This is a genomic window from Burkholderia sp. PR2 (assembly GCF_052372875.1).
GTDB lineage: Bacteria > Pseudomonadota > Gammaproteobacteria > Burkholderiales > Burkholderiaceae > Burkholderia > Burkholderia diffusa.
Genome location: NZ_JBQRWH010000001.1, coordinates 1,014,194 through 1,037,264, shown reverse-complemented (window position 1 = coordinate 1,037,264; position 23,071 = coordinate 1,014,194). Strand labels below are relative to the sequence as shown.

The window sequence follows — 23,071 nt, the reverse complement described above, 5'->3', positions numbered from 1 at the left end:
GATGGATACGCGCCTGCTCGACTACTACAACCGCGAACTCGCGTACCTGCGCGAGCTCGGCGACGAATTCGCGCAGCAGTTCCCGAAGATCGCCGCGCGGCTGCGGCTCACCGAGTCGGGGCCGCCCGATCCGTACGTCGAACGGCTGCTCGAAGGCTTCAGCTTCCTCACCGCGCGTGTGCAGCTGAAGATGGACGCCGAGTTTCCTCGGTTCACCCAGGCGCTGCTGGACGCCGTGTATCCGGGCTATCTCGCGCCATTGCCGTCGATGGCGATCGTGCGGTTCACACCGATGCTGAACGAAGGCAGCCTCGCGCAGGGCTGGCGGCTGCCGGCCGGCACCGCGCTGCGCGCACGGCCCGCCGCATCCGAGCAGACCGCATGCGAATTCCGTACCGCGCACGACCTGACGCTGTGGCCGCTCGAGCTGACCGATGCGGCCGTCACCGGCGCGCCGTCGTGGCTGCCGCGCGGCGCCGTACCGGCACGCCAGGACGTGCGCGGCGCGTTGCGCATCCGGCTCAAGGCGCGCGGCGGCGCCAGGCTGTCGCAACTGCCGCTCGAGCGGCTGACCTTTCATCTCGCGGGCCCCGAACGCGACGCGCTGCACCTGCTCGAACTGATCGCCGCGCATGCGCTCGGCGTCGTCTGCCACGACCCGGGGCAGCCGCCGCGCTGGCTGCACACGCTCGACGCCGATGCGATCGTCCACGAGGGTTTCGATCCGTCGCAGGCGATCCTGCCCGACGACGGGCGCAGCTTCCACGGCTACCGGCTGCTGCGCGAGTATTTCGCGTTTCCGGCGCGCTTCCTGTTCTTCAGCGTCGGCGGGCTGCGCGCCGCGCTCGCGCGCGCCACCGGCGACGAATGCGAGCTGACCGTGCTGTTCGACCGCCACGACGCCGCGCTCGAGGCGGCCGTCGATGCGCGGCATCTGGCGCTGAACTGCACACCGGCTGTGAACCTCTTCGCACGTCGCGGCGACCGCATCCGGTTGCAGCCGGGCGCGCGCGAGCATCATGTCGTCGTCGACCGCAGCCGGCCGCTCGATCACGAGGTCTATGCCGTGCAGCGGCTGGCGAGCGAGCAGCGCGACGATGGCCAGTCGCGCGAATTCCGGCCGTTCCATGCGTCGTTCGCGAGGGACGACGGCAACTACGGCGCGTACTACACGATGCGGCGCGAGCCTCGGCTGGTGTCCGCGCAGGCACGCGCGAACGGCACGCGCACCGGCTACGTCGGCAGCGAGACCTACGTGTCGCTCGTCGACAGCCAGTGCGCCCCGTACGACGAGTCGATGCGCTACTTGTCCGTCGACACTCTGTGCACCAACCGCGATCTCGCGCTGCTGCTGCCGCCAGGCGATGCGAACACGTTCACGCTGCGCATCTCGGCGCCCGTCGAGCGTATCGCCGCGATTCGCGGCCCGTCGCGGCCGCGCCCGCCGATCGCCGACGCGCAGACGGCCTGGCGGCTCATCCGTCATCTCGGGCTCGCCCGGCAGACGCTGACCGATCTCGACGACGACGAGGGCGCACATGCGCTGCGCGAGCTGCTCGGCCTGCACGCCGACCCGGCCGATGCCGCGATGCGCCGGCAGATCGACGGCGTGCGGCGCGTCGCGTTCTCGCCGGTGTTCCGGCGGCTGCCGGCGCTCGGGCCGCTGATGTTCGGGCGCGGCGTGCAGGTCGACGTGACCGTCGACGATCACGCATTCTCCGGCGACAGTCCGTTCCTGCTCGGCGCGGTGCTCGAACAGTTCTTCGCGCGGCATGTATCGATCAATGCGTTCGCCGAATGCGTGCTGACCAGCGTGCAGCGCGGCACGCTCGCGCACTGGCCCGCGCGCATCGGCAGGCGGCCCGCGATATGAAACACGGCACGCCACCCGGCGCTCGATCGGCCGCCGAAGCCGCACGCCGCGACGCATGGTGGGCGCGACTGCGCGCTGCGCCGCACGGTTACGACCTGTTCCAGGCGTTGCGCTGGCTCGACGCGCTGTCGCCCGGCCGTGCACCGCTCGGTCATGCCGCGCGGCCGCGCGACGAACCGGTGCGGCTCGGGCAACAGCCGTCGCTCGCGTTCGCGGCGTCGATGGTGGCCGGTGCATACGATGGCGACGGCAGCGCCACGCTGCCGCGCATCGCGATCCACGGTTTCGGGTTGTTCGGACCGAACGGGCCGCTGCCGACCCACCTGACCGAATACGCGCACGAGCGCGCAGCCCAGCACGACGACCCGACCTTCGCCGCGTTCGCGGACCTGTTTCATCACCGGCTGATCCTGCTGTTCTACCGAGCATGGGCCGACGCGCAACCGACGGTGAGCCTCGATCGTCCCGGGCGCGCTCGGTTCGACGCGTATGTCGCGAGCCTCATCGGGCGCGCCGCGCATGGCGAAGGGCAGCCAGGGCATCCCGATGCGGAACGCACGGCCGCCGACACGCTCGCGCCGCATGCGCTTTATTTCCACGCGGGTCATCTCGTACGGCACACGCGCAACCCGGAAGGGCTCGTGCAGATCCTGCGGCGCCATTTCGGCGTCGACGCGCGCATCGTCGAGCACGTGTCGCGCTGGGTCGCGATCGAACGCTCGCAGCGCTGCGTGATCCGTGCGACGCGGCCGACCCTGCGCGTCGGCGGCGTCGCGCTCGGCATCGCGGTGCGCGACGCGCAGTCGCATTTCCGGATCGTGCTCGGACCGCTGTCGCTCGACGCGTACCGGCGCTTCCTGCCGGGCGGCCCGCACGCACGGCAGCTCGCGCACTGGGTGCGCGAATACGTCGGCATCGAGTTCGACTGGGACGTTCAGCTCGAACTGGCGGCTGACGCGGTGCCGGCGATCGCGCTCGGCGCGTCGCAGGGCCTCGGCCGTACCGCGTGGCTCGGGCAACGGCTCGACGCGGGCCCCGCGCGCGATCTCGTCGTCCGTTACGACGCACGCCGTGGCGGCCCGCCGCGCACCGGCGCCGTCCTTCATCGCGAAACCGCCTAAACGGGAACCGTCATGTCCGATATCGGCCGCGTCAACCTGTTCGGAAAGCTCGATCCGCTCCTCTACGAGACGCTCGAGCAGGCGACCGGATTCTGCAGACTACGCGGCAATCCGTACGTGGAACTCGCGCACTGGTTCAAGCAGCTCCTGCAGCGGCCCGACGGCGACCTGCAGCGCGTGCTGCGCCGGTTCGAGATCGACGAGGCCGCGATCGAGCGCGGCCTCGTCGCGTCGCTCGATCGGCTGCCGCGCGGCGCGGGATCGGTGTCGGACCTGTCCGTGCACATCGACGACGCGGTCGAGCGCGCATGGGTCTATGCGACCTTGAAATACGACGCGACGCGGATTCGCGGCGCGGTCCTGCTGCTCGCGATCCTGAAAACGCCGCAGTTGCGCAACGTGCTGTACGCGATCGCACGCGAGTTCGAGCGCATCGTGCCCGACGTGCTCGCCGACGAACTCGCATCGATCGTCGACGGCTCGCCCGAGGCGCAACCGGCTGCGCGTGCCGATTCGGGCTCGGGCACCGGCTCCGGCGACGCCGCGACGCGCGGTATGCCAGCAGCGGAAGGCTCGGCCCTGGCGCGCTTCGCCGTCGACCTGACCGCCCGTGCACGGGCAGGCGAGATCGACCCCGTCGTCGGGCGCGACGCGGAGATCCGCCAGATCGTCGACATCCTGCTGCGGCGCCGGCAGAACAACCCGCTGCTGGTCGGCGAGGCCGGTGTCGGCAAGACCGCCGTCGCGGAAGGCTTCGCGCTGCGCATCGCCGCCGGCGACGTGCCGCCGTCTCTGCGAGACGTCGCGCTGTACCTGCTCGACATCGGGCTGCTTCAGGCTGGCGCGAGCGTGAAGGGCGAATTCGAGAGCCGCCTGCGTGGCGTGATCGACGAAGCGATGTCGTCCGAGCGGCCCGCGATCCTCTTCGTCGACGAAGTCCATACGCTTGTCGGCGCGGGCGGGGCGGCCGGCACCGGCGACGCCGCGAACCTGCTGAAACCGGCACTCGCGCGGGGCCTGCTGCGCACGATCGGCGCGACCACGTGGTCCGAGTACAAGCAGTACATCGAGAAGGATCCCGCGCTGACGCGGCGCTTCCAGCTCGTGCATGTTCTCGAGCCCGAGGAGGCCGCCGCCGTGACGATGCTGCGCGGTCTCGCCGCGAAGCTCGAAGCCCACCATCGCGTGCTGGTGCTCGACGACGCGCTGCAGGCCGCCGTCACGTTGTCGCATCGGTATATCCCGGCTCGGCAGTTGCCGGACAAGGCGATCAGCTTGCTCGACACGGCCTGCGCGCGCGTCGCCGTCAGCCAGCACGCGGTGCCCGCGCCGATCGAGGACGCGCGACGGCGCATCGACGGCCTGCACGTCGAGCGGGAACGGATCGCGCGCGAGTGCGCGCTCGGCAGCGGCGACACCGCACGGCGCGACGCGATCGATGCCGAGCTTGCCACCGTGCAGACGGAGCTCGATCGGCTCGACACGCGCTGGCAAGCCGAGCGCGACGCATTGAACTCGATCGTCGAATCGCGTGCCGCGCTGCTCGACGACGAGTCGTCGCGCGAGCTCACGAGCGACGCACGCGTCGATGTCCTGTCGCGCCTCGCAGCCACGCAGCAGGCGCTCGCCGAGATGCAGGGCGACGCACCGCTCGTGCTGCCCGCCGTCGACACGCATGCGGTCGCCGCCGTCGTCGCCGACTGGACCGGCATTCCGCTCGGCCGGATGGTGCGCGACGAGACGCAAGCCGTGCTCAAGCTCGCCGAGACGCTCGGCGAACGTGTGGTCGGGCAGCACCATGCGGTCGAACTGATCGCCGAACGGATTCAGACCGCGCGTGCGAAGCTCGACGACCCGACCAAACCACACGGCGTGTTCCTGCTGTGCGGGCCGTCCGGCGTCGGCAAGACCGAGACTGCGCTCGCGCTGGCCGACACGCTGTATGGCGGTGAGCGCAACGCGATCACGATCAACATGAGCGAGTTCCAGGAAGCGCACACGGTATCGACGCTGAAGGGCGCGCCGCCCGGCTACGTCGGCTACGGACAGGGCGGGGTGCTTACCGAGGCCGTGCGGCGGCGTCCGTACAGCGTCGTGCTGCTCGACGAGATCGAGAAGGCGCATCGCGACGTGCACGAGATTTTCTTCCAGGTGTTCGACAAGGGCTGGATGGAAGATGGCGAGGGGCGCGACATCGACTTCCGGCATACGGTGATCCTGCTGACCTCGAACGTCGGCGCCGATCGCGTGATGCAGCTGTGCCGCGACCCCGAGCGCCTGCCCGACATGCAGACGCTCGCCGATGCGCTGCGCGCGCCGCTGCTAGACGTGTTCCCCGCCGCGCTGCTCGGCCGGCTGACCGTCGTGCCGTACTACCCGCTGACCGATGCAACGCTCGCGCGCATCGTCGAGTTGCAGTTGCGGCGCTTCGAGAAGCGGATCGACCTGCATCACGGAATCCGGCTGCGATGCACTGATTCGGCGACCGCGCTGATCGTCGAACGCTGCCGGACGATCGAATCCGGCGGCCGGATGGTCGACGCGATTCTCACGCATACCGTGATGCCGCGAATCGGCCGCGCGATCCTCGAGGCCACCCTCGAAGGCCGTGCGCTGACGTCGATCGAGGTGAGCGCCGCCGGCGGCGAATTCGCTTACCGGTTCGACGAGGAGGGAACGACGTGAATCGCGTATTCACAATCGACAGCCCGCACGGCGACGACCTGAAGTTCCACACGCTCGATGGCAGCGACGAACTCGGCCGCCTGTTCGAATTCCGGATCGAGGCGCTGGCTGACAGCCACAGCCTGTCGCTGAAGGACATGCTCGGCAAGCCCGTGACCGTGCGGATCGAGCAGCAGGACCTGTCGACGCGCTATCTGAACGGGATCGTCGCGCGCGCGACGCTGGCCGGCCGGCGTGCCGAGCGGCACTATGGCTACGAGCTCGTCGTGCGGCCGTGGCTGTGGCTTGCGACGCGCCGCTCGGACTGCCGGATCTTCCAGAACCGCACCGTGCCCGACATCGTGCAGGAAGTGCTGGCGCCTTACGGCTTCCCCATCGAAAACAAGCTGACCGATGCGTACGTGCCGCGTGAGTTCTGCGTGCAATACAACGAGACCGACGCCGCGTTCGTGATGCGATTGATGGAGTTCGAGGGCATCTATTTTTATTTCCGGCACGCGGCGGACAATCACACGCTCGTGCTGTGCGACGCGATGTCGTCCCACGTCGCGTTGCCCGGCTACGAAACGATCCCGTACATCGCGCAGGATCGCACCGCGATCGCCGACGAGGAGCACATCGACGGCTGGCTGCCCGCGCAGGAGGTGAGCGTCGGCAAGCACCAGACCACCGACTACGACTATACGAAGCCGCGCGCCGATCTTTCCGCGCAGAAGGTCGATCCGCGTGGGCATGATCACGACAGTTTTGCGTCTTTCGAATGGCCGGGCGGGTATCGCGACGATGCGCCTGGTGCGCATTACAGCCGCGTTCGGCTCGAGGAGCAGCAGGCCGAACATGAGCGGGCAAATGCTGATACCGACGTGCGCGGCGCCGCGCCGGGCTATCTGTTCACGCTAGCGCATTGCCCGCGTGCCGATCAGAACCGCGAGTACCTGATCGTGCGGTGTCGGTACCGTTTCCAGGAGAACGCGTATGCGAGCGATCAGGGCGCGGAGGCTGTGGTGCATCAGACGATGATGCTCGTGCAGCCGTCGAGCCTGCCTTATCGGTCGCCGCGTGAAACGCCGCGGCCGCGGACGAACGGGCCGCAGACGGCTACCGTGGTCGGGCCGCCGGGGGAGGAAATCTGGACCGATCAGTATGGGCGGGTGAAGTTGCAGTTCCGGTGGGACCGATACGGGCAGAGCAATCAGGATTCGTCATGCTGGGTGCGAGTGTCGAGTCCTTGGGCTGGGGGTGGCTTCGGTGGCGTGCAGATTCCACGTGTCGGCGATGAGGTTGTCGTCGATTTTCTCAACGGCGATCCGGATGAGCCGATCGTGACGGGGCGGGTCTACAACGGCGAGAAGATGCCGCCGTGGGGATTGCCGGGCAGCGCGACGCAGAGCGGGATGCTGTCAAGGTCGTCGCCGGGCGGGACGACCGACCATGCCAACGCATTCCGGTTCGAGGACAAGAAGGGCGCGGAGCAGCTGTGGATGCATGCCGAGCGCAATTTCGACGCCGAGACCGAACTCGATCATTCGCTTTCCGTCGGGAACAACCATACGCACACCGTCGGGAACGACGAGACGATGCAGGTGAAGAACAACCGGCAAAGGAGCGTCGGGCAGAACGAGACAGTGAATATCGGGCACACCCGGGTCGCGCAGATCGGGGTGGACGAGACGCATGGGGTGGGGGGGAACCGGACGCGAACGGTCGGCAAGAACGAAACCGTGACGATCGCTGCGAATCGCGACGCGACCATTGGTGGAATACATACCGAGACGGTTGCGAAAGCCAAGACTGAAACGATCGGCGAAGGCAAGACGCTGAATGTCGGACAGATGTATCAAACGACGTCGCAGGACATGAAGACGCTGGTTGCGTCGTCGCATACCGAGGAAATCGGTGCACGTACATCGACGATTGCCAACGCCCATACGCACACGGTCGGCGGTGAGCACACCGTCAACGTCGGCGAGAACCATACGACGAACGTGCAGCACCAGATGCTCGTCAACGCCGGCGATCAGCTTTCGCTCGTCTGCGGGATGTCCAGCATCGTGATGAAGCGTGACGGCACGATCACGATCCAGGGCGTCAACATCGCGTCGGCCGGCACCGAAAGCCATACCGTGAACAGCAAGAAGGTGACGTCTTCTGCGTCGGTCGAGCATACGGTCGAAGGGACGATCCTGAAACTGAATCCGTGACGGAGGTTCGCACGAATGCAGAACTGGCAGCCGACCAATCCGGTGGAGCGCAGGTTCATGGACGCGCATACGGACTGGATGAGTTTCGCAAAAGAGCAGGATGCGCGATTGATGATCTGGCAGACCGACGAGACGGATGCGGAGCTTGTGCGGCTCTATTTTCAGGTTCAGGACGAGACGTCGTGTGCGGTCAGGACGATGCGCGCGTCGTTCGCCAATGAAGCGGAGTACGCAAAGGCGCTGACGGACGAGCTTATTGCGTTCTACGACAGCCGGCGTGAAGGGTCCGATGCGCATGGGGTGCGGGCCGATTGGCAAGCGCCGTACGACGATGGCAAGAATCCCTTGCTGTATCTGTTCGCGGTTGCCGACAGCCTGATGCAGCACCATCCGGACGTTTTTCCGGCGATGGTATTCGTGCTGGAACCGGCGAAAGTGCGGGATGACGCGGCATGGGTGCGATGGATCGACGATTTGCTGTCGATCATCTCGGTCGCACCGCGGCTTGCCGAGCGCGTGCGTTTTGTCGTGCCGCGTATCGATATCGCGCCGTTTGCGGCGTTGATGCAACGGCATCGCGCCGCGGTGCGCGTCGTGCACGGCAAGTATTCGATGGCCAGCGTGCCGCGCGAATTGCTTGCGGAATCGGGCGAGCGCGGGCCGAGCGGCGAGTTTCGACGGCATTTCGTGATGCTGACCGAGATGATCGAAGGCGGTAATCCTGCTCGACTGGAGGAATTGCGTGCAGCGGCGTTGAAGGTCGCGGAGCGTAAGCAGTGGTTCGATCAATGCGTTGTCGTGCATCTGATTGCAGGGGCTGCGTATCTGAAGTGGCGTGATCGGGAGAAGGCGATCGATGCGTATCGGAGTGCCGCCAGCAGCGGCATGCGCGCGGTCGAGGCAGGGCATCCGGCGGGGCACAAGCTCGTTGCGAACGGGTTGTTCGGCGAGGCGAGCGTGCATCTGACGCACAAGGATTACGCGCACTCGGCGTATTGCTACGAGCGTGCGGCGGCGTCGACTACGGCCGCTCAGGACGGGCTGATGACGGTCGAGGCGTGGCGCATGAGCGCCGTGTGCTGGGAGCGGGCGGGGGAGCGCGAGCATGCGCTGGAGGCCGGTTTCAATGCGCTCGATGCGGGATTGATGATCGATGAGCCGATGCGGGCTAACAGTAATCTGCCGATGGTTGTTCAGTGGATGGTTTCGCAGTTGGGTGTACAGGACCAGCGGCGCAACGCGTTGAGCGAGAAAGTCGCAGCGTTGCGCGGTGGGCGTTGAGCGGGGGCCGAGACCGTGGCACTTCCAGCCGTCAAGCATCTCGATCCCGTTGTTGGCGTGGACGTTCATTCGGTACTGGTCACGCCCGGTACACCACCCGTGTTCCTGCCGCATCCTCATGTCGGGTTCATGCTCGATAAGCGCGAGTACATCCAGGCCGCAAAGGCCGTGGTCGGCTGCATTGCAATGATGATCGTGCAGGAGAAGGTGACCGAATACATCGAAGATCATCCCGAAGATGTGACGAAGCTCGAACATCTCGCCGACGAAGCGACTCAGCAGGTCAATGAACTGATGGGCGGAGGCAAGCTACCTGATTTCAAGAATGACCCCACTGTCGCGGAGGGGACGAGGCTGGCGAAAGAGGCCAACAAGATCAAGAACCGCATCAGTGACGATCTTGGCTCTAACGTCGGCTCGGGCGGTAGCAGCGGCAGGCCGATTTTTGTGAACGGGATGATGCGCGCCACGGCAGGGACGCATGCATATCACGTTCCAGGGTTGCATTTTCCGCTCGGGGAATCGTTTGCGCCGCCTGACAAAGTTGAACCGTCGAACGACGGGGAATCGTTCATGGGCAGCAAGACGGTGCTCGCCAACAACGATCCGATGTCTTACATGGCGCTTGAGGCGTTGAGTTGCTGGTCGGTCGGAATGGAGCCGTCTCCGCACAACAGCGCGCATACCGATCGGACTTATCCGTCAATGCCCAGTTCGGTGATGTTGCCGATTCCGGCAGGGCGGCCCGTTTTGGTGGGCGGGCCGCCGATCATGAACATGGCTGCGGCGGCGAAGGGGTTGTTCAAGGCGTTTCGGGGATCGAAGTGGGCGAAGGCGCTGGCGGATAAGCTGAATCTGAAGTCGGGGTTTCTCAAGTGCAATGTGCTGCACGCGGAGCCCGTAGATGTCACGACAGGCGAAGTCATTGTCTCGCATCACGATTTCAAGGTCGCCGGACATCTTCCTCTCGAATGGAACCGGCGTTATGCGAGTAGTGAACAGCGCCTCGGTATCGTTGGCGTCGGATGGAGGACGCCGGCCGACATTCAGTTGAATCTAATTTCGCGCGACGACGGCATCGGGGCAGCCATCTACTTCGTCGATCACGCCACCGCTTTCGATGAAGTTCCCAGGCATGATGGGTGGTCGACGCGTACCTACGATTGGCAATACGGCTATGCACTGTATTCTCGCGACAACCAACTGGTACTGAGAACGGGCGAGTGCATCGAATACGGGTTCTCGTTACCGCAATCGTGGGACGCGGTCGTCGGAAGCCTATCCAACACGCCCGCGCTCACGCTGATGCTCGACTGGATCGGCGATCTACACGGTCACGCATGGCTTTTCGATCGCAAGCCGTCAGGCCAACTTTCGCGTGTCGTCGAACATGATCTCGACGGTCCAACCGGACGATACATCGAATGCGAATCCGGTCTCGCCTCGCATAACACGTTGACGACGTCGATGACGCTAATCGATGCCGACAAGCATGCATATCCGCTCGCAGGGTACGAACAAGATCGCGAACTGAATCTGGTCAAGGCGCTCGACGCCATGCGCAACTCATGCCGTTTCGACTACGAGGGCGGCAATCGGATTACCCGGCAGATGAGCGCACGCGGCGTTTCATTCCACTACAGCTATCGGCAAGGTAGCGACGGCGTACGGCGCGTCGATCGCGCGTGGGGCGATGACGGCGTGCTCGACTATCGCTTTGAATACGATCTCGACCGATGCGAAACACGTATTATCGATTCCATGGGGCACGTCGCCATCATCCAGATGAACGGGCGCCACGTTCCAATCGCCGAGATCGACGTACTTGGCGGTATAACCAGCTACGGTTACGACGCCCAAGGGCGAACCAGCATCGAGACAGACCAGATAGGCCGTACGTCTCGTTGGGAATACGACGTACACGGCAATCTGATCGCGCAATTCATGCCGGACGGCCGGGCTATTCGAGCCGAATATGATGCCAATCATAAGCCCTTGTGCGTCACCGCCCCGGGGGGGCGTCAGTGGCGCTACGTGTGGGATTCACGTGGACGCCTTCGGTCTTACGTCGCCCCATCTCAAACGATATCCAGATACGAATATGACAGTCATGGCCGCATTACGTCCTGGACTGGTCCGAACGGCGATGCAACGGCATTCGGTTATGACCATCACGGCAATCTCGCTTCAATAATCGATGCGCTCGGCAACGCTACGCGATACGAGCACGACGCACGTGGATCCGTCGTTCGCACTATCGATGCGACAGGACACGAAAATCGTTACGAACGAGATCCATGCGGCAGACTCGTGCGAGTCATCGAATCTGACGGACGAGAAACTCACTGCGCCTACGACGCGGATGGGAATCTGATTCGGCATCGCGATCCGGTCGGCAATGTGACATGCCTGACCTATACCACTCTCGGTGAGATCGCGAAGCGGACGCAGCCGGATGGCACCGAAGTCAGCTATTACTACGATACCGAGGGACAACTTGTCGATGTTGTCAACGAGCGAGGAGAGCGCTATCGTATCAAGCGCGATGCGCTAGGAAGAATAGTCGAGGAAATCGACTATTGGGGCCAGTCACGCCTCTACGAGTACGGCTCGACAGGTGAACTCCTACGCTCGGTCAACCCTCTCGGTCAGACAATCCACTATCGATATGACAGAGTGGGGCGGATCGTCGAGAAACGTATTCCCGATCCCGACCAGCCGAACGGATTTCATGCGGATTGCTTTCACTACAACGAACATGGCGACCTCGTCCGCGCATCAAACCCATCCGCGATCCTCCAGTTCAGCTATGACGCCGACGGCCGGCTGATCGAAGAACGGCAGGGCGACGACTTCAGGCTTTTCAATCGATACGACGCTGCCGGCAATCGCGTCGAACGGAAAACGCACCTCGTTTCAGGTGACAAGCTTGTCGAGCAGTCGATTCTTTACGGTTACGACGCATTGAATGCCGTCGTCCGAATCGAGATCGACGGACACGCACCGATCGTCATTCAACGGGATGCGCTTGGCCAAATCCGCGACGAGCGCCTGGGCGATGGTCTCCGGCGTGAGATGTCTTACGAAGCAAGAGGGCGCTTGTCCCGGCAAGCGCTCCTTGTCGATACCGGGGAAATGTTCGCGATCGAGTACGCATATAACGCGAACGGCGATCTGATCGAGCGACGCGATTCCCGGTCCGGCATCGAGCGGTTTCAGTACGATTCGGGCGGGAACATTGTTGAGCATATCGATCCTGCGGGTACGGTACGCCGTTTTCTGTACGATCCTGCCGGAGATCTGCTGCGGACGAGAAATTTTCTGACGGGCACCACCCAGAACAGTTCGACGTCACGCACATGGCTGCGCGAAGGGCGGCACGGCGACAGTCTCTACGTGTTCGACAGAGCGGGCAATCTCACGCACAAGCAGGATGCGGAACAGGATGTTGAGCTTCGATGGGATGCCGCGGGGCAATTGACTGAGTCGTTAGCGACCCGACATGCAGGAAAAGGCAACCGCCGTCACGATTATCGTATTCGCGTCCGGTACGAATACGACGCTTTCCAGCGACGAACTAGGAAAATCATATCGACACTGCGGCACAAAGTCAGTCGCGCACGTGTTCATCGATTCTTCTGGGACGGCGATATGCTCGCAAGCGAATTGCGATTCGATGTCGAAACGGCGGACCAGATTACATCAGAAGCCGAGCAAGCCGCGCATCAGCTCACCAGGGCCCAACCGGGTATGCTCAACGCGCCAACTCGTCACGGCGTACGAGACTGGATCTATTATCCGAACACATTTCGCCCACTCGCGATGGTTCATCGGAACTTCAACGCCGAGATAGGGCGAACAGCGCGACAACATGAAGATCCAAGCGAGGCAGACGGGCCTTTACCAAAACACCCGCGACCGCCAGCGCTGGTTCCAGACTATGCAACCCAAATGGACACAGATGATCGGTCGCTGTCCTATCATCTGCGCAGCACAGTCTACTTCTTTCATAACGACCCGAATGGTGCACCGGTCCGTCTGGTCGACGAGCAGGGCGACGTCGCATGGGAAGCGAGTTACGCCACATGGACAAGCCATATCGGGAAAGATAGATCCAATCTTGATCAGCCCATTCGGCTTCAGGGGCAGTACTACGACGAAGAAACCGGTCTCTGCTACAACCGATATCGGTATTTTGACCATGAAATCGGGCAATTCATCAGTCAGGATCCCAGCCGGATCGACGGCGGTCCATCGCTCTATCAATACGCGCCGAATCCTGCCTCATGGGTCGACCCCTATGGCCTTGCGAACACCATTGACGGACAGGGGAATACGGTCCCGATCGTCGCCCTGGGTATCCCTGATAGGACCTTGTTCAAGCCCAAGTCCGGCATCACGACGCCATACTCGCGCAACTCCAAATGTGGACCAACCCCGGCGCAAACGAGGGCTGTACAAGGCAAACCATGCGCGGAGTGCGGTCAAACGAAGCCCAAGATGATTGCGGACCATATCGATGCACTTGTGGTCGAGTATTATCGAACCGGCGCCAACGACGTCAGCGCGCAATCGTCGGTTGCCGCGGTGCAACCACATTGCCCCATTTGCTCGCCATCCCAAGGGGGCAAGGCATCGGCATTTTCGAAAGCAATGAACAAGATTCTCGGTATCTGAACGCGCATCCGGAAGAGGAAGATGGAATCACGACACGAAGCAGCGATCGCGGAAATGCAGCGCGAAGTATGCGAACGATATAGGTTGCGCTGCGAACCCGTGGAGGACATGGTCGCCTTCGCGACCTCGACGTTGGGTCAAATGCCTGTCTACGGCACGCGAGTTGAACGCGGTACGGGGGACAATATCAGTTGGTACTTTCACTGTGGCGAGTATTCAGACGCCGACGATTTTTATCAGCCGATACATACGGAGCATCTTCAGCAAATGCTGCCGCTTATCATCAAGTATCTCGCGCTACCTCCGGGCACGCATTTCATCATCGACAATCAAGGATACGAAGATGTTTGGCAGGAGCCGGCCTGAAATCGCCGGGGCGAGCGATGCCAGGGGCATGGTGAATACGAGATCGAGTAAGCCAACGGCCGACGCATCTCGTCTTACGCACGAGTTATTATTTTACATAACGTGAATTATCGATAGTTTCTGTTGTAGTGGCTAAGTTGTAATGTCCGCTTCTAGCTAAGTTCAAATGTCCGCTTTCGTGCCGCGTAAGCTATCCGGCCGCCGGTTGTCCGGCACCGGGAGCTTCGATGGCTGCGACAGAACGGATCACGATGACGATGCGAGAACTGGACCGATTCAAGGTCATTCAGGACGTGGCGGACGGCAAGCTCAAGCCGTGGCGCGCGGCCGAGCGACTCGGACTGACGACGCGGCAGATTCGGCGACTGGTTGGCCGACTGCGGGAGCACGGGCCGCAAGGTCTCGTGTCGCAGCGGCGCGCGAAGCCCAGCAGCAACCGATTGGACGCCGTGACGGCCGACTGGGCACTCTCGATCATCCGCGAACGCTATGCCGACTTCGGGCCGACGCTGGCCTGCGAGAAGCTCTGGGAATGTCATGGCATTCGGCTGGCCAAGGAGACGGTGCGGCGGCTGATGACCGGCGCTGGCTTGTGGGTGCCACGGCGGCAGCGTCCGCCGAAGGTCTACCAGCCGCGGGCGCGACGCGCGTGCCTGGGCGAGCTGATCCAGATCGACGGCAGCGAGCATGCGTGGTTCGAGGATCGGGCGCCGCAATGCACGTTGCTGGTGTACGTCGACGACGCGACCAGCCGGCTGATGCAATTGCACTTCACCGCGACCGAGTCGACGTTCAGCTACTTCGAGGCGACACGCGCGTACCTCGAGCGCCACGGCAAGCCAAGTGCGTTCTATAGCGACAAGTACAGCGTGTTCCGCAATACAACGCCAGGCAAGACTGGCAATCGTGTGACGCATTTTGGCCGCGCGATGTATGAGCTGAACATCGATACGTTTTGCGCGAACAGCAGCCCGGCCAAGGGGCGAGTCGAGCGAGCACATCTGACGTTGCAGGATCGCTTGGTCAAGGAGCTACGACTGCGCGGGATCAACACAGTGGCCGATGCCAACGCTTACGCGCCCTCCTTCATCGCCGCTTACAACACACGTTTTGCGAAGCCGCCGAAGAGCGATTTCAATGCGCACCGGCCGCTGCGGGCCGATGAGAGTCTTGACTTGGTGCTGACGTGGCGCGAGCCGCGGAAAGTGACGAAGTCGCTCACGGTGCAGTACGACCGCGTGATGTATTTGCTGGACGATACGCCGGAGAATCGGCAACTGATTGATCGAACGATCGAGGTTTGGGAGTACCCGGATGGGCGCATCGAACTCCGAACGGAGGGTCGTGTGTTGCCCTGCAGGCAGTACGACCGGCTGGCCGAAATCGATCAAGGTGCCATCGTCGAACACAAGCGTCTGAGTCACGTACTACAGATCGCGCAAGCGCTTCAGGCGCAACGCGATAACAGCCGAATCGGTAAGGCACCGTCTCGAACGCATCGAGGCGATTCGACTAAGACGAATCGCAACACCACTCAGCCGAACCAAAAGAAGCAGCGTGAGTTCACGCAGACCGATGTCGAGAAAGTGATCGTGGATCTCGCCGAACGCAGACAGGTCCAACAGCCCGCGCGCAAACCTGGCCGTCGGTCTGCGAGGGGCAGTGACGCAAGCGTAAGCACCCTGCCCGTTCAGGATCAGCTCTTCGACACTGCGTGAGCTATAACCCAAGACAAACAAGCACCAAGCCCGTAAACCCGGACATTTCAACTTAGCCGAGAGGCGGACATTTGAGAATGGCTTTGACATCTGTTGTAGTGGCTAGATTGAAACGTCCGCTTTGGGCTACATAGAAATGTCCGCTTTTGGGCCGCGTAAGCTGACCGGCCGCCGGGTGTCCGGCCCGGAGGCTGAGATGGCTGCAACGGAACGGATCACGATGACGATGCGCGAGCTGGACCGATTCAAGGTCATTCAGGACGTAGCCGACGGCATGCTCAAGCCATGGCGTGCGGCAGAACGGCTGGCGTTGACGACACGGCAGGTTCGCCGGCTGGTCGCCCGGCTACGTGAGCACGGTCCGGCAGGTTTGGTGTCGGGACACCGATCGAAGCCCGGCAACCGTCGCCTGGACCCAGGAGCCGCCGACCGGGCACTGTCGATCATCCGAGATCGCTACGCCGATTTCGGGCCGACGCTGGCTTGCAAGAAGCTCTGGGAATGTCACGGCATCGAGCTGGCCAAGGAGACGGTCAGGAAACTGATGACGGAGGCTGGGCTATGGATTCCGCGCCGGCAACGACCGCCGAAGGTCTACCAGCCGCGAGCACGGCGGGCCTGCCTGGGCGAACTGATCCAGATCGACGGCAGCGATCATCGATGGTTCGAGGAACGGGCGCCGGCCTGCACGCTGCTGGTGTATGTGAATGACGCGACGAGTCGACTGATGATGCTGCACTTCACACAGACGGAATCGACCTTCAGCTACTTCGAAGCAACGCGAGCGTACATCGAACGGCACATCGATACGTTCTGCGCGAACAGATGCGGGATCAATACGGTGGCCGACGCCAACGCTTACGCGCCCTCCTTCATGGCCGCTTATAACGCACGCTTCGCGAAGCCGCCGCGCAGCGACTTCAATGCGCATCGGCCACTGAGAGACGACGAGGATCTGGATACGTTGTTGACGTGGCGTGAAACACGTCGGGCGTGGAATGCAAGCTGCCTGGCCGATTTGATGCCGGTATCGCTGGTGTACCAGAACCGGCGGAACCTGCCGGTGCGGGTGCAGGTATTCATGAACTGGAAGGCGCAATTGCTTGCGCTGTACGTGGCGCCTGTATCGAGCGGCCGGTAGTGCGGGCGCGAAGCGCAACCCACACTGCCGGATCCATGCGTACGCGGTTAGAACTTGTGATTGAGCCGCACATACGCCGACTGCGCCGACACATGACTCGTGTCGATCGTCGCATCCAACCCGAGTGCTACCGTGGTCGCCTTGGCGGCCTGGAGGGTAACGCTGGCGCCCGTAGTCAGGAACGAACGCGGCAGATCGGTGCCCGGCGCGGCGAACACGGTCCCGTCCTGGCTCTGCACCTGCACGACGCGGCCTGCGCCCAGAACCTCGTGCGCATAGGCCAGGCGAAGCTGCACGTCGACGGGTCGCACGGCATCGCCGAAGGTCTTATCGAGCGAGACACCCACGTAAGGCTGGAGGCTCCTCGCGCTGTCGGGGCCGACTTGCAGGTTCTGGCCGTTGGCGCCGTTCTCGCCGAAGCCGCTGCCGCGCACGTAGGCATACCGCAGCCCGATGTGCGGCGCAAGCCGGAGGCCGCCAACGTCCATGGGCAGGCTGGCCTGCGTGGCGGCGGTGAACTCGTGGCCGAGATGATCGCCTTCGGCGGTACCCGGGCTGCCAAATGGCCGCTTCTGCGAAAGGAAATCCAGCCCATAGCCGAGCGTGGCCGACAGGTTGACGGCACCCATGGGCTGCGCGCCATACAGGGCGACGCGCAGCGTATCGATGCCACCCGATGCGCCTGTCGTTTCTTCACTCAGCGTGGTGTGCGTATAGCCTCCCGCCGCACCGACCGTGGCACCGCCGAGCCGCCCTTCCGCGCCCGCCAGGAAGCCGTAGGCGTGGGTAAGGAAGCCGGGCGCGCCGCCCGTTCCGCCCACCTTGGTGCTGGAACCGCTGGCAACTGCCCACACGTTGCTGGAACCCGCCTCGTTAATCTGCGGGCCCGTCAGACGGCCGAGCAGCGTCGAACTGGCGCCCTGCGCCTGAAGCAATGCTGTCGTGCCCAGGGCCGTGTAGGTAGAGGTCTTGGTTGGTGCGATGACAGTCGGGCTGGCCGGCGTGCCGGGCCCGGTGGCTTCGGCGAGCTGCAAGTCGACCCCGTTGGCACCGTAGTCCAGCGATGACTGCAACGCGCCGAGATTCGCGCCGGCGGTGGTGGTGCCGACGTTCGCGAAGCGGCCCGTCACGCCGTTGGCCGCGCTCAGCACGGTGTAGCGGCGGGCGGTATAGGTGCCGGGATCGAACAGAATGGCCAATGAGCCGCCGAGCGTCGCGGCACCACCTACGCGTAGTTGCGATGCCTCCGTCGGGCTGACCTCGATCGAGAGGGTGCCGCCCGCTCCCTGGGTATAGTTCCCGCCCACGGACAGCGTTCCGATGGAGCCACCTGGCGCGACCACGCCGTTGCTGCTGACGTCCCCCGATACCGTGCCATGGCCGCGCAACGTGCCAAGCGAGTTCACCTGGACGTTGCCACCCAGCACCGCACCGGCATTAGCCGCGTCGCCCACGGCCAACGTGCCGCCTGCCACCGTCGTCGTCCCGAAGAATGCGCTGCTGGCACCATTCAGCGTCAGCGTGCCCGCGCCTTGTTTGACCAAACCGCCGGTGCCGCTGAGGCTGCCGCTGAATGTTTGCGACGAGTCGTCGGACAGCGTGAGCGCATTGCCGCCCAATACCACCCGGCTGCCTGCTACGCCGGAGAGATGCGCGACCTGCTGACTGCCGCCGGCGGACAGATCCAGCGCGGCAGTTGCGCTGGCGAGCGTGACCGACGTGGAAGATGCAAGCCGGCCGGCACCCGACAAGGCGAGCGTGCCCGCGTTGACCATCGTCGCCCCGGTGTACGTGTTCACGCCCGACAGCGTTTGTGTCCCACCCGCAACGGTGAGCCCGCCGGTGCCGCCAATGGCACCACTGAAGGTGCCAGCCGCGTTGGCGAGCGTCAGCGTGCGGCCACCCAGCGCAACCGTGCCCGTGCCGGTGAGCGCATTGATCGTGGCACCCGAGGTTGTCCCCGAGATGTCGAACGTGCCGTTGTTGATGACGCCGCTGGACGCGGCAATGCTGCCGGTGCCTGACAGCGCGAGCGTGCCTGCGTTGATCGACGTTGCTCCGGTAAAGCCATTGGCACCCGACAGTGTCTGCGTGCCGCCCGCAACGGTGAGCCCGCCGGTGCCGCCAATGGCACCACTGAAGGTGCCAGCCGCGTTGGCGAGCGTCAGCGTGCGGCCACCCAGCGCAACCGTGCCCGTGCCGGTGAGCGCATTGATCGTGGCACCGGAGGTCGTCCCCGAGATGTCGAACGTGCCGTTGTTGATGACGCCGCTGGACGCGGCAATGCTGCCGGCGCCTGACAGCGCGAGCGTGCCTGCGTTGATCGACGTTGCTCCGGTAAAGCCATTGGCACCCGACAGTGTCTGCGTGCCGCCCGCAACGGTGAGCCCGCCGGTGCCGCCAATGGCACCACTGAAGGTGCCAGCCGCGTTGGCGAGCGTCAGCGTGCGGCCACCCAGCGCAACCGTGCCCGTGCCGGTGAGCGCATTGATCGTGGCACCGGAGGTCGTCCCCGAGATGTCGAACGTGCCGTTGTTCACGACACCGCTGGACGCGGCGATGCTGCCGGCACCGGTCAACGCCAGTGTGCCGGCATTGACGGTGGTGGCGCCCGTGTAGGTATTCGCCCCCGACAGCGTCTGCGTACCACCGCCGACGGTCATTGCCCCCGTCCCGTTGATCGCTCCACCAAACGTGCCGGCCGCATTGGCGATCGTCAGCATGCGGTCACCCAGCGCAACCGTGCCCGTGCCGGTAAGCGTATTGATCGTCGCCCCGGAGATGGTCCCCGAGATATCGAACGTGCCGTTGTTCACGACCCCGCTGGAAGCGGCGATGCTGCCGGCACCGATCAGCGCGAGCGTGCCGGCATTGATGGTGGTGCTCCCCGCATAGCCGGCGGCACCGGAGATCGCCAGCGTACCTGCCCCGGCCTGCACAAGGCTGCCCGTCCCGCTGATGGTGCCGCCATACGACACCGTGTCGCTGCGGTCGAACGCCAACGTGCCGTTGTTGACGATGTTGCCTGCGACGGAGCCGGTGGTCCCGCCATTGCCGATCTGCAGCGTGCCGGCGCTGATTGTCGTGTCGCCGGTATAGGTGTTGTCACCCGTCAGCGTGATCGTTCGGTTGCCGCTCACGGCCACGTTGCCCGCGCCGGACACGGCGCCCGACATCACAAAGGTGTTGAGGCTGGAATCGAACGTGACCTGCGACGCGGTATCGCCAAGCGTGATGTTGTTGCCAAGCGAAAGGCCGGCGCTCCCGGCGACGACCGAGGCAGCTGCGCCTGCCGCTACGTCCAGGTTGCCGATGATGTTGGTGCCCGTGACAAACTGCAGCGTGTTGTGCGTGCCGTTAAAGCGAATGGCCGCCGCGCGCGTGACGCCATCGCTTAACAGGCCACCGCTGATCGTTCCCCCGTTGACGATGAAGTCGTTGTTTGCGATGACGCCCGCGCCCGCCGCGCCGCCGTTGCCTGCACCGCCCGTTATGGTGCCGAAGTTGTCCAGCACGTTAAAGCCGCCGGCCAGATTGACACCTGCACCGCTGTCTCCGGCGGTGGTGCCGCCACCCCCACCGGCACCGCCCGTCCCGCCCGTAATCGTGCCTTGGTTAGTGACCAGGATCGACTGCCCCAAGGTGAGTAGCCCGTCGCCGCCGCCACCGCCGCCGCCAGGATTGCCGCCGCCACCGCCGGCGCCGCCATTGCCGCCGACCAGCAAGCCTTGGTTGTTCACTTCTGCGGAAGGCACGACCATGATCAATCCTGCGCCGCCACCGCCGCCGCCGCCATTCGACGCAGGCCCCGATGTGCCGGCCCCGCCATTCCCGCCCGCACCGCCTTGCAGGGTCACCCCGGGGGTGACGAAGATACTGGCGCCGGTGGAATACACGGCAGCGCCGCCGCCGCCGCCACCTGCGGCAAAGTTGAAGCCGTCGAACCCCTGTCCGGCCCCCCCGGAAACATCGGCACCAACGACCGTATTCCCGGCGGTCGTTGCGCCCACTGCGCCAGCCGGGCCAACTTGCCCACTATCGTTCACCGCGCCGGTACCGCCCGTGCCACCCGAAGTAGCCCCGCCGGGCACTTGTATCGTGGCGTTACCGGGACCAAGCGCGGATGAACCGCCGCCACCGCCATTGCCACTGCCACCGTTGCCGCTGCGGTTCGGAAGGCCGTTGCCGCCGGCAGCGCTGCAATTGGCGATGGTGCTGGTAGAACATGTGGTGGCCCAGCCGGGTAAGGCCGCGCCAGCCAGACCAAGCGACACGCCGATGGAAACAATGGAAGTGCAGCGGCGCGCGGGCCTGGCACCATCGCTGGCGCGGCCCCCGCCGTGCGCCGCCTTTGTGCGTTCAGATACCACTTGCGGCGCACGCAAGGTGCGGCTCCAGACCAGCCGATAGACCCGGTTCATGTTGATCCCCTCGTTGCATGGACCCATGGCGCTGGTCACGGAGACCCTGGACCGATGGCGCGACGGACCCGTTTCTGTTTTCGTTCTCTGGCGTGCCGGTACGCGGATACTGTCTTTCTTGGTTCACCGGTCGGGACGCATGCGCGCGCAATATAACACCTGCGCAGGAAACATTGCCAAGGCGGTCGCGGACCCGCCGCTCACCGGGCATCCGGCCGAATCCCGAAAAAAAGAGTTGAGTCGTCCCGGCGCGTTGTTTCCCACTGTGTCAGGGGGATCAACCCATCCACTTCCCCGCGTTGCTGAACATGCGCATCCACCCGCTGCTGCCGTCCCCAGCAGTCTCGGCGGACTTCTTGAACCCGACTACCACGGCGGCGGGCAGATCCGCGGTATCCGTGCTGAACCAGGGCTAGTGTCCTGTTCCGCTGATTCGCGAGCAAAGTCGATGCAGCTTTTCGAGGATGGAATCGGCTGAGGCGGTCCAGACGAACGGTTTGCAGTTTTCGTTGTAGTGGGAGACGAATTGATCGATTCGCTTGACCAGTTGTTTGACCGAGCCGAACGAGCCTCTACGGATCGCTTTGTCGGTGATCAGCGCAAAGAAGCGTTCGACCTGGTTGAGCCACGAACTGTAGGTGGGAATGAAATGCATATGCCAGCGGGGGCGTGCCGCCAGCCACGCCTTGACCTTCGGATGCTTGTGACTGCCGTAGTTGTCGACGATGCAGTGCACGTCGAGTTCGGCTGGCACGGCCTTGTCGATTTCGCGCAGAAACGACAGGAATTCCTGATGTCGATGACGCGGCTTGCAGGTAGCGAGCACGGCGCCATTGAGCACATTCAGGGCGGCAAACAGCGTCGTGGTGCCATGACGGACGTAATCGTGAGTGACGCCTTCAACGTAGCCGAAACCCATCGGCAGCATGGGTTGCGTGCGCTCGAGCGCCTGACATTGGCTCTTCTCGTCCACGCACAGCACCAGAGCGTTCTCCGGCGGACTGAGGTACAAGCCGACCACATCGCGCAGTTTCTCGATGAAGAACTGATCGGTCGAGAGCTTGAAGCTTTCACTTCGGTGCGGCTGCAGACCCAGCAGTTTGAAGTAACGGTGCACGCTCGTCGGCGAGATGGCGGTTTCGGCGGCAATCGTGCGCACGCTCCAGTGAGTGGATCCATCTGCCGGCTTCGTGTGCAGGGTCTTGTGAATCAGTTGGGCCAGCCGTTCGTCGTCGATGGTGCGTGGCTTGCCGGGACGTACTTCGTCATAGAGTCCGTTGATTCGCTGATCCAGAAACCGCAGACGCCACTTGCCCACCGTGGCACGCGTGAGTTGCAGGCGTTGCGCGATCGCGCTATTGGGCTCGCCGTCAGCCGCCGCCAGCACGATGCGCGCCCGCGAGACCAGCGCAGCCGAAATCGAGCGAGAGCGCGCTATCGACATCAGTTGCGAACGCTCGTCTTCGCTCAGCACCAGTTCCGCCTTCGGTCGTCCCATCACCATGCTGACGTCTCCCGTTCCGTTGACGTCAACATGCTACGTGAACATAGACCAGTTAACAACGGAACAGGACACTAGCAGGTCGT

At 63.9% G+C, this 23,071-nt stretch carries 11 protein-coding genes; 9 read left to right on the top strand and 2 right to left on the bottom strand.

Annotation, left to right across the window (positions count from 1 at the left end; genetic code table 11):
• The first annotated feature begins 1 nt into the window (after position 1).
• The 9 genes from tssF to ACT2FV_RS04485 all read left to right on the top strand — a co-directional run bounded on the left by tssF (position 2) and on the right by ACT2FV_RS04485 (position 17,063).
• A complete protein-coding gene (gene tssF / locus ACT2FV_RS04525) occupies positions 2 to 1,873 on the top strand; it encodes a type VI secretion system baseplate subunit TssF (protein ID WP_444503327.1) in 1,872 nt (623 codons plus the stop codon).
• Complete coding sequence (gene tssG, locus ACT2FV_RS04520) at positions 1,870 to 2,994, top strand: type VI secretion system baseplate subunit TssG (RefSeq protein ID WP_444503326.1); 1,125 nt, start codon at positions 1,870 to 1,872, stop codon at positions 2,992 to 2,994. Before tssF ends, tssG begins: the two co-directional genes overlap by 4 nt.
• Positions 2,995 to 3,006: 12 nt before the next feature.
• Positions 3,007 to 5,679, top strand: a complete 2,673-nt coding sequence (tssH, locus tag ACT2FV_RS04515; protein ID WP_444503325.1) for a type VI secretion system ATPase TssH — start codon at positions 3,007 to 3,009, stop codon at positions 5,677 to 5,679.
• The gene (tssI, locus tag ACT2FV_RS04510; protein WP_444503324.1) at positions 5,676 to 7,880 is read left to right on the top strand and encodes a type VI secretion system tip protein TssI/VgrG; all 2,205 of its coding nucleotides are present in this window, start codon (positions 5,676 to 5,678) and stop codon (positions 7,878 to 7,880) included. Before tssH ends, tssI begins: the two co-directional genes overlap by 4 nt.
• A 15-nt stretch (positions 7,881 to 7,895) precedes the next feature.
• The gene (locus ACT2FV_RS04505) at positions 7,896 to 9,161 is read left to right on the top strand and encodes a hypothetical protein (protein WP_444503323.1); all 1,266 of its coding nucleotides are present in this window, start codon (positions 7,896 to 7,898) and stop codon (positions 9,159 to 9,161) included.
• A 15-nt stretch (positions 9,162 to 9,176) separates the two neighbouring features.
• Positions 9,177 to 13,838 (top strand): RHS repeat-associated core domain-containing protein, encoded by a 4,662-nt coding sequence (locus tag ACT2FV_RS04500; protein ID WP_444503322.1) that lies wholly within the window; start codon positions 9,177 to 9,179, stop codon positions 13,836 to 13,838.
• Between the two features lie 21 nt (positions 13,839 to 13,859).
• A complete protein-coding gene (locus ACT2FV_RS04495; RefSeq protein WP_226115134.1) occupies positions 13,860 to 14,204 on the top strand; it encodes an immunity protein Imm33 domain-containing protein in 345 nt (114 codons plus the stop codon).
• Positions 14,205 to 14,431: 227 nt separating this feature from the next.
• Positions 14,432 to 15,922 (top strand): ISNCY family transposase, encoded by a 1,491-nt coding sequence (locus tag ACT2FV_RS04490; protein ID WP_444503321.1) that lies wholly within the window; start codon positions 14,432 to 14,434, stop codon positions 15,920 to 15,922.
• 196 nt (positions 15,923 to 16,118) lie between these two features.
• Complete coding sequence (locus ACT2FV_RS04485) at positions 16,119 to 17,063, top strand: helix-turn-helix domain-containing protein (RefSeq protein WP_444503320.1); 945 nt, start codon at positions 16,119 to 16,121, stop codon at positions 17,061 to 17,063.
• Between the two features lie 47 nt (positions 17,064 to 17,110).
• Here ACT2FV_RS04485 and ACT2FV_RS04480 read toward each other — a convergent pair whose 3' ends face one another.
• Both ACT2FV_RS04480 and ACT2FV_RS04475 read right to left on the bottom strand, forming a co-directional pair.
• Positions 17,111 to 21,484, bottom strand: a complete 4,374-nt coding sequence (locus ACT2FV_RS04480) for an autotransporter domain-containing protein (RefSeq protein WP_444503319.1) — start codon at positions 21,482 to 21,484, stop codon at positions 17,111 to 17,113.
• 412 nt (positions 21,485 to 21,896) lie between these two features.
• Entirely contained in the window at positions 21,897 to 22,988 is a 1,092-nt protein-coding gene (locus tag ACT2FV_RS04475; protein WP_108064618.1) for an IS630 family transposase, read from the bottom strand.
• Positions 22,989 to 23,071: the final 83 nt, after the last annotated feature.

Excerpts from the sequence above, each read along its gene's own strand:
- tssF (WP_444503327.1), top strand. The coding sequence starts at position 2 with ATGGATACGCGCCTGCTCGACTACTACAACCGCGAACTCGCGTACCTG.
- tssG (WP_444503326.1), top strand. The coding sequence starts at position 1,870 with ATGAAACACGGCACGCCACCCGGCGCTCGATCGGCCGCCGAAGCCGCA.
- tssH (WP_444503325.1), top strand. The coding sequence starts at position 3,007 with ATGTCCGATATCGGCCGCGTCAACCTGTTCGGAAAGCTCGATCCGCTC.
- ACT2FV_RS04505 (WP_444503323.1), top strand. The coding sequence starts at position 7,896 with ATGCAGAACTGGCAGCCGACCAATCCGGTGGAGCGCAGGTTCATGGAC.
- ACT2FV_RS04495 (WP_226115134.1), top strand. The coding sequence starts at position 13,860 with ATGGAATCACGACACGAAGCAGCGATCGCGGAAATGCAGCGCGAAGTA.
- ACT2FV_RS04490 (WP_444503321.1), top strand. The coding sequence starts at position 14,432 with ATGGCTGCGACAGAACGGATCACGATGACGATGCGAGAACTGGACCGA.
- ACT2FV_RS04485 (WP_444503320.1), top strand. The coding sequence starts at position 16,119 with ATGGCTGCAACGGAACGGATCACGATGACGATGCGCGAGCTGGACCGA.
- ACT2FV_RS04480 (WP_444503319.1), bottom strand. The coding sequence starts at position 21,484 with ATGAACCGGGTCTATCGGCTGGTCTGGAGCCGCACCTTGCGTGCGCCG.
- ACT2FV_RS04475 (WP_108064618.1), bottom strand. The coding sequence starts at position 22,988 with ATGGTGATGGGACGACCGAAGGCGGAACTGGTGCTGAGCGAAGACGAG.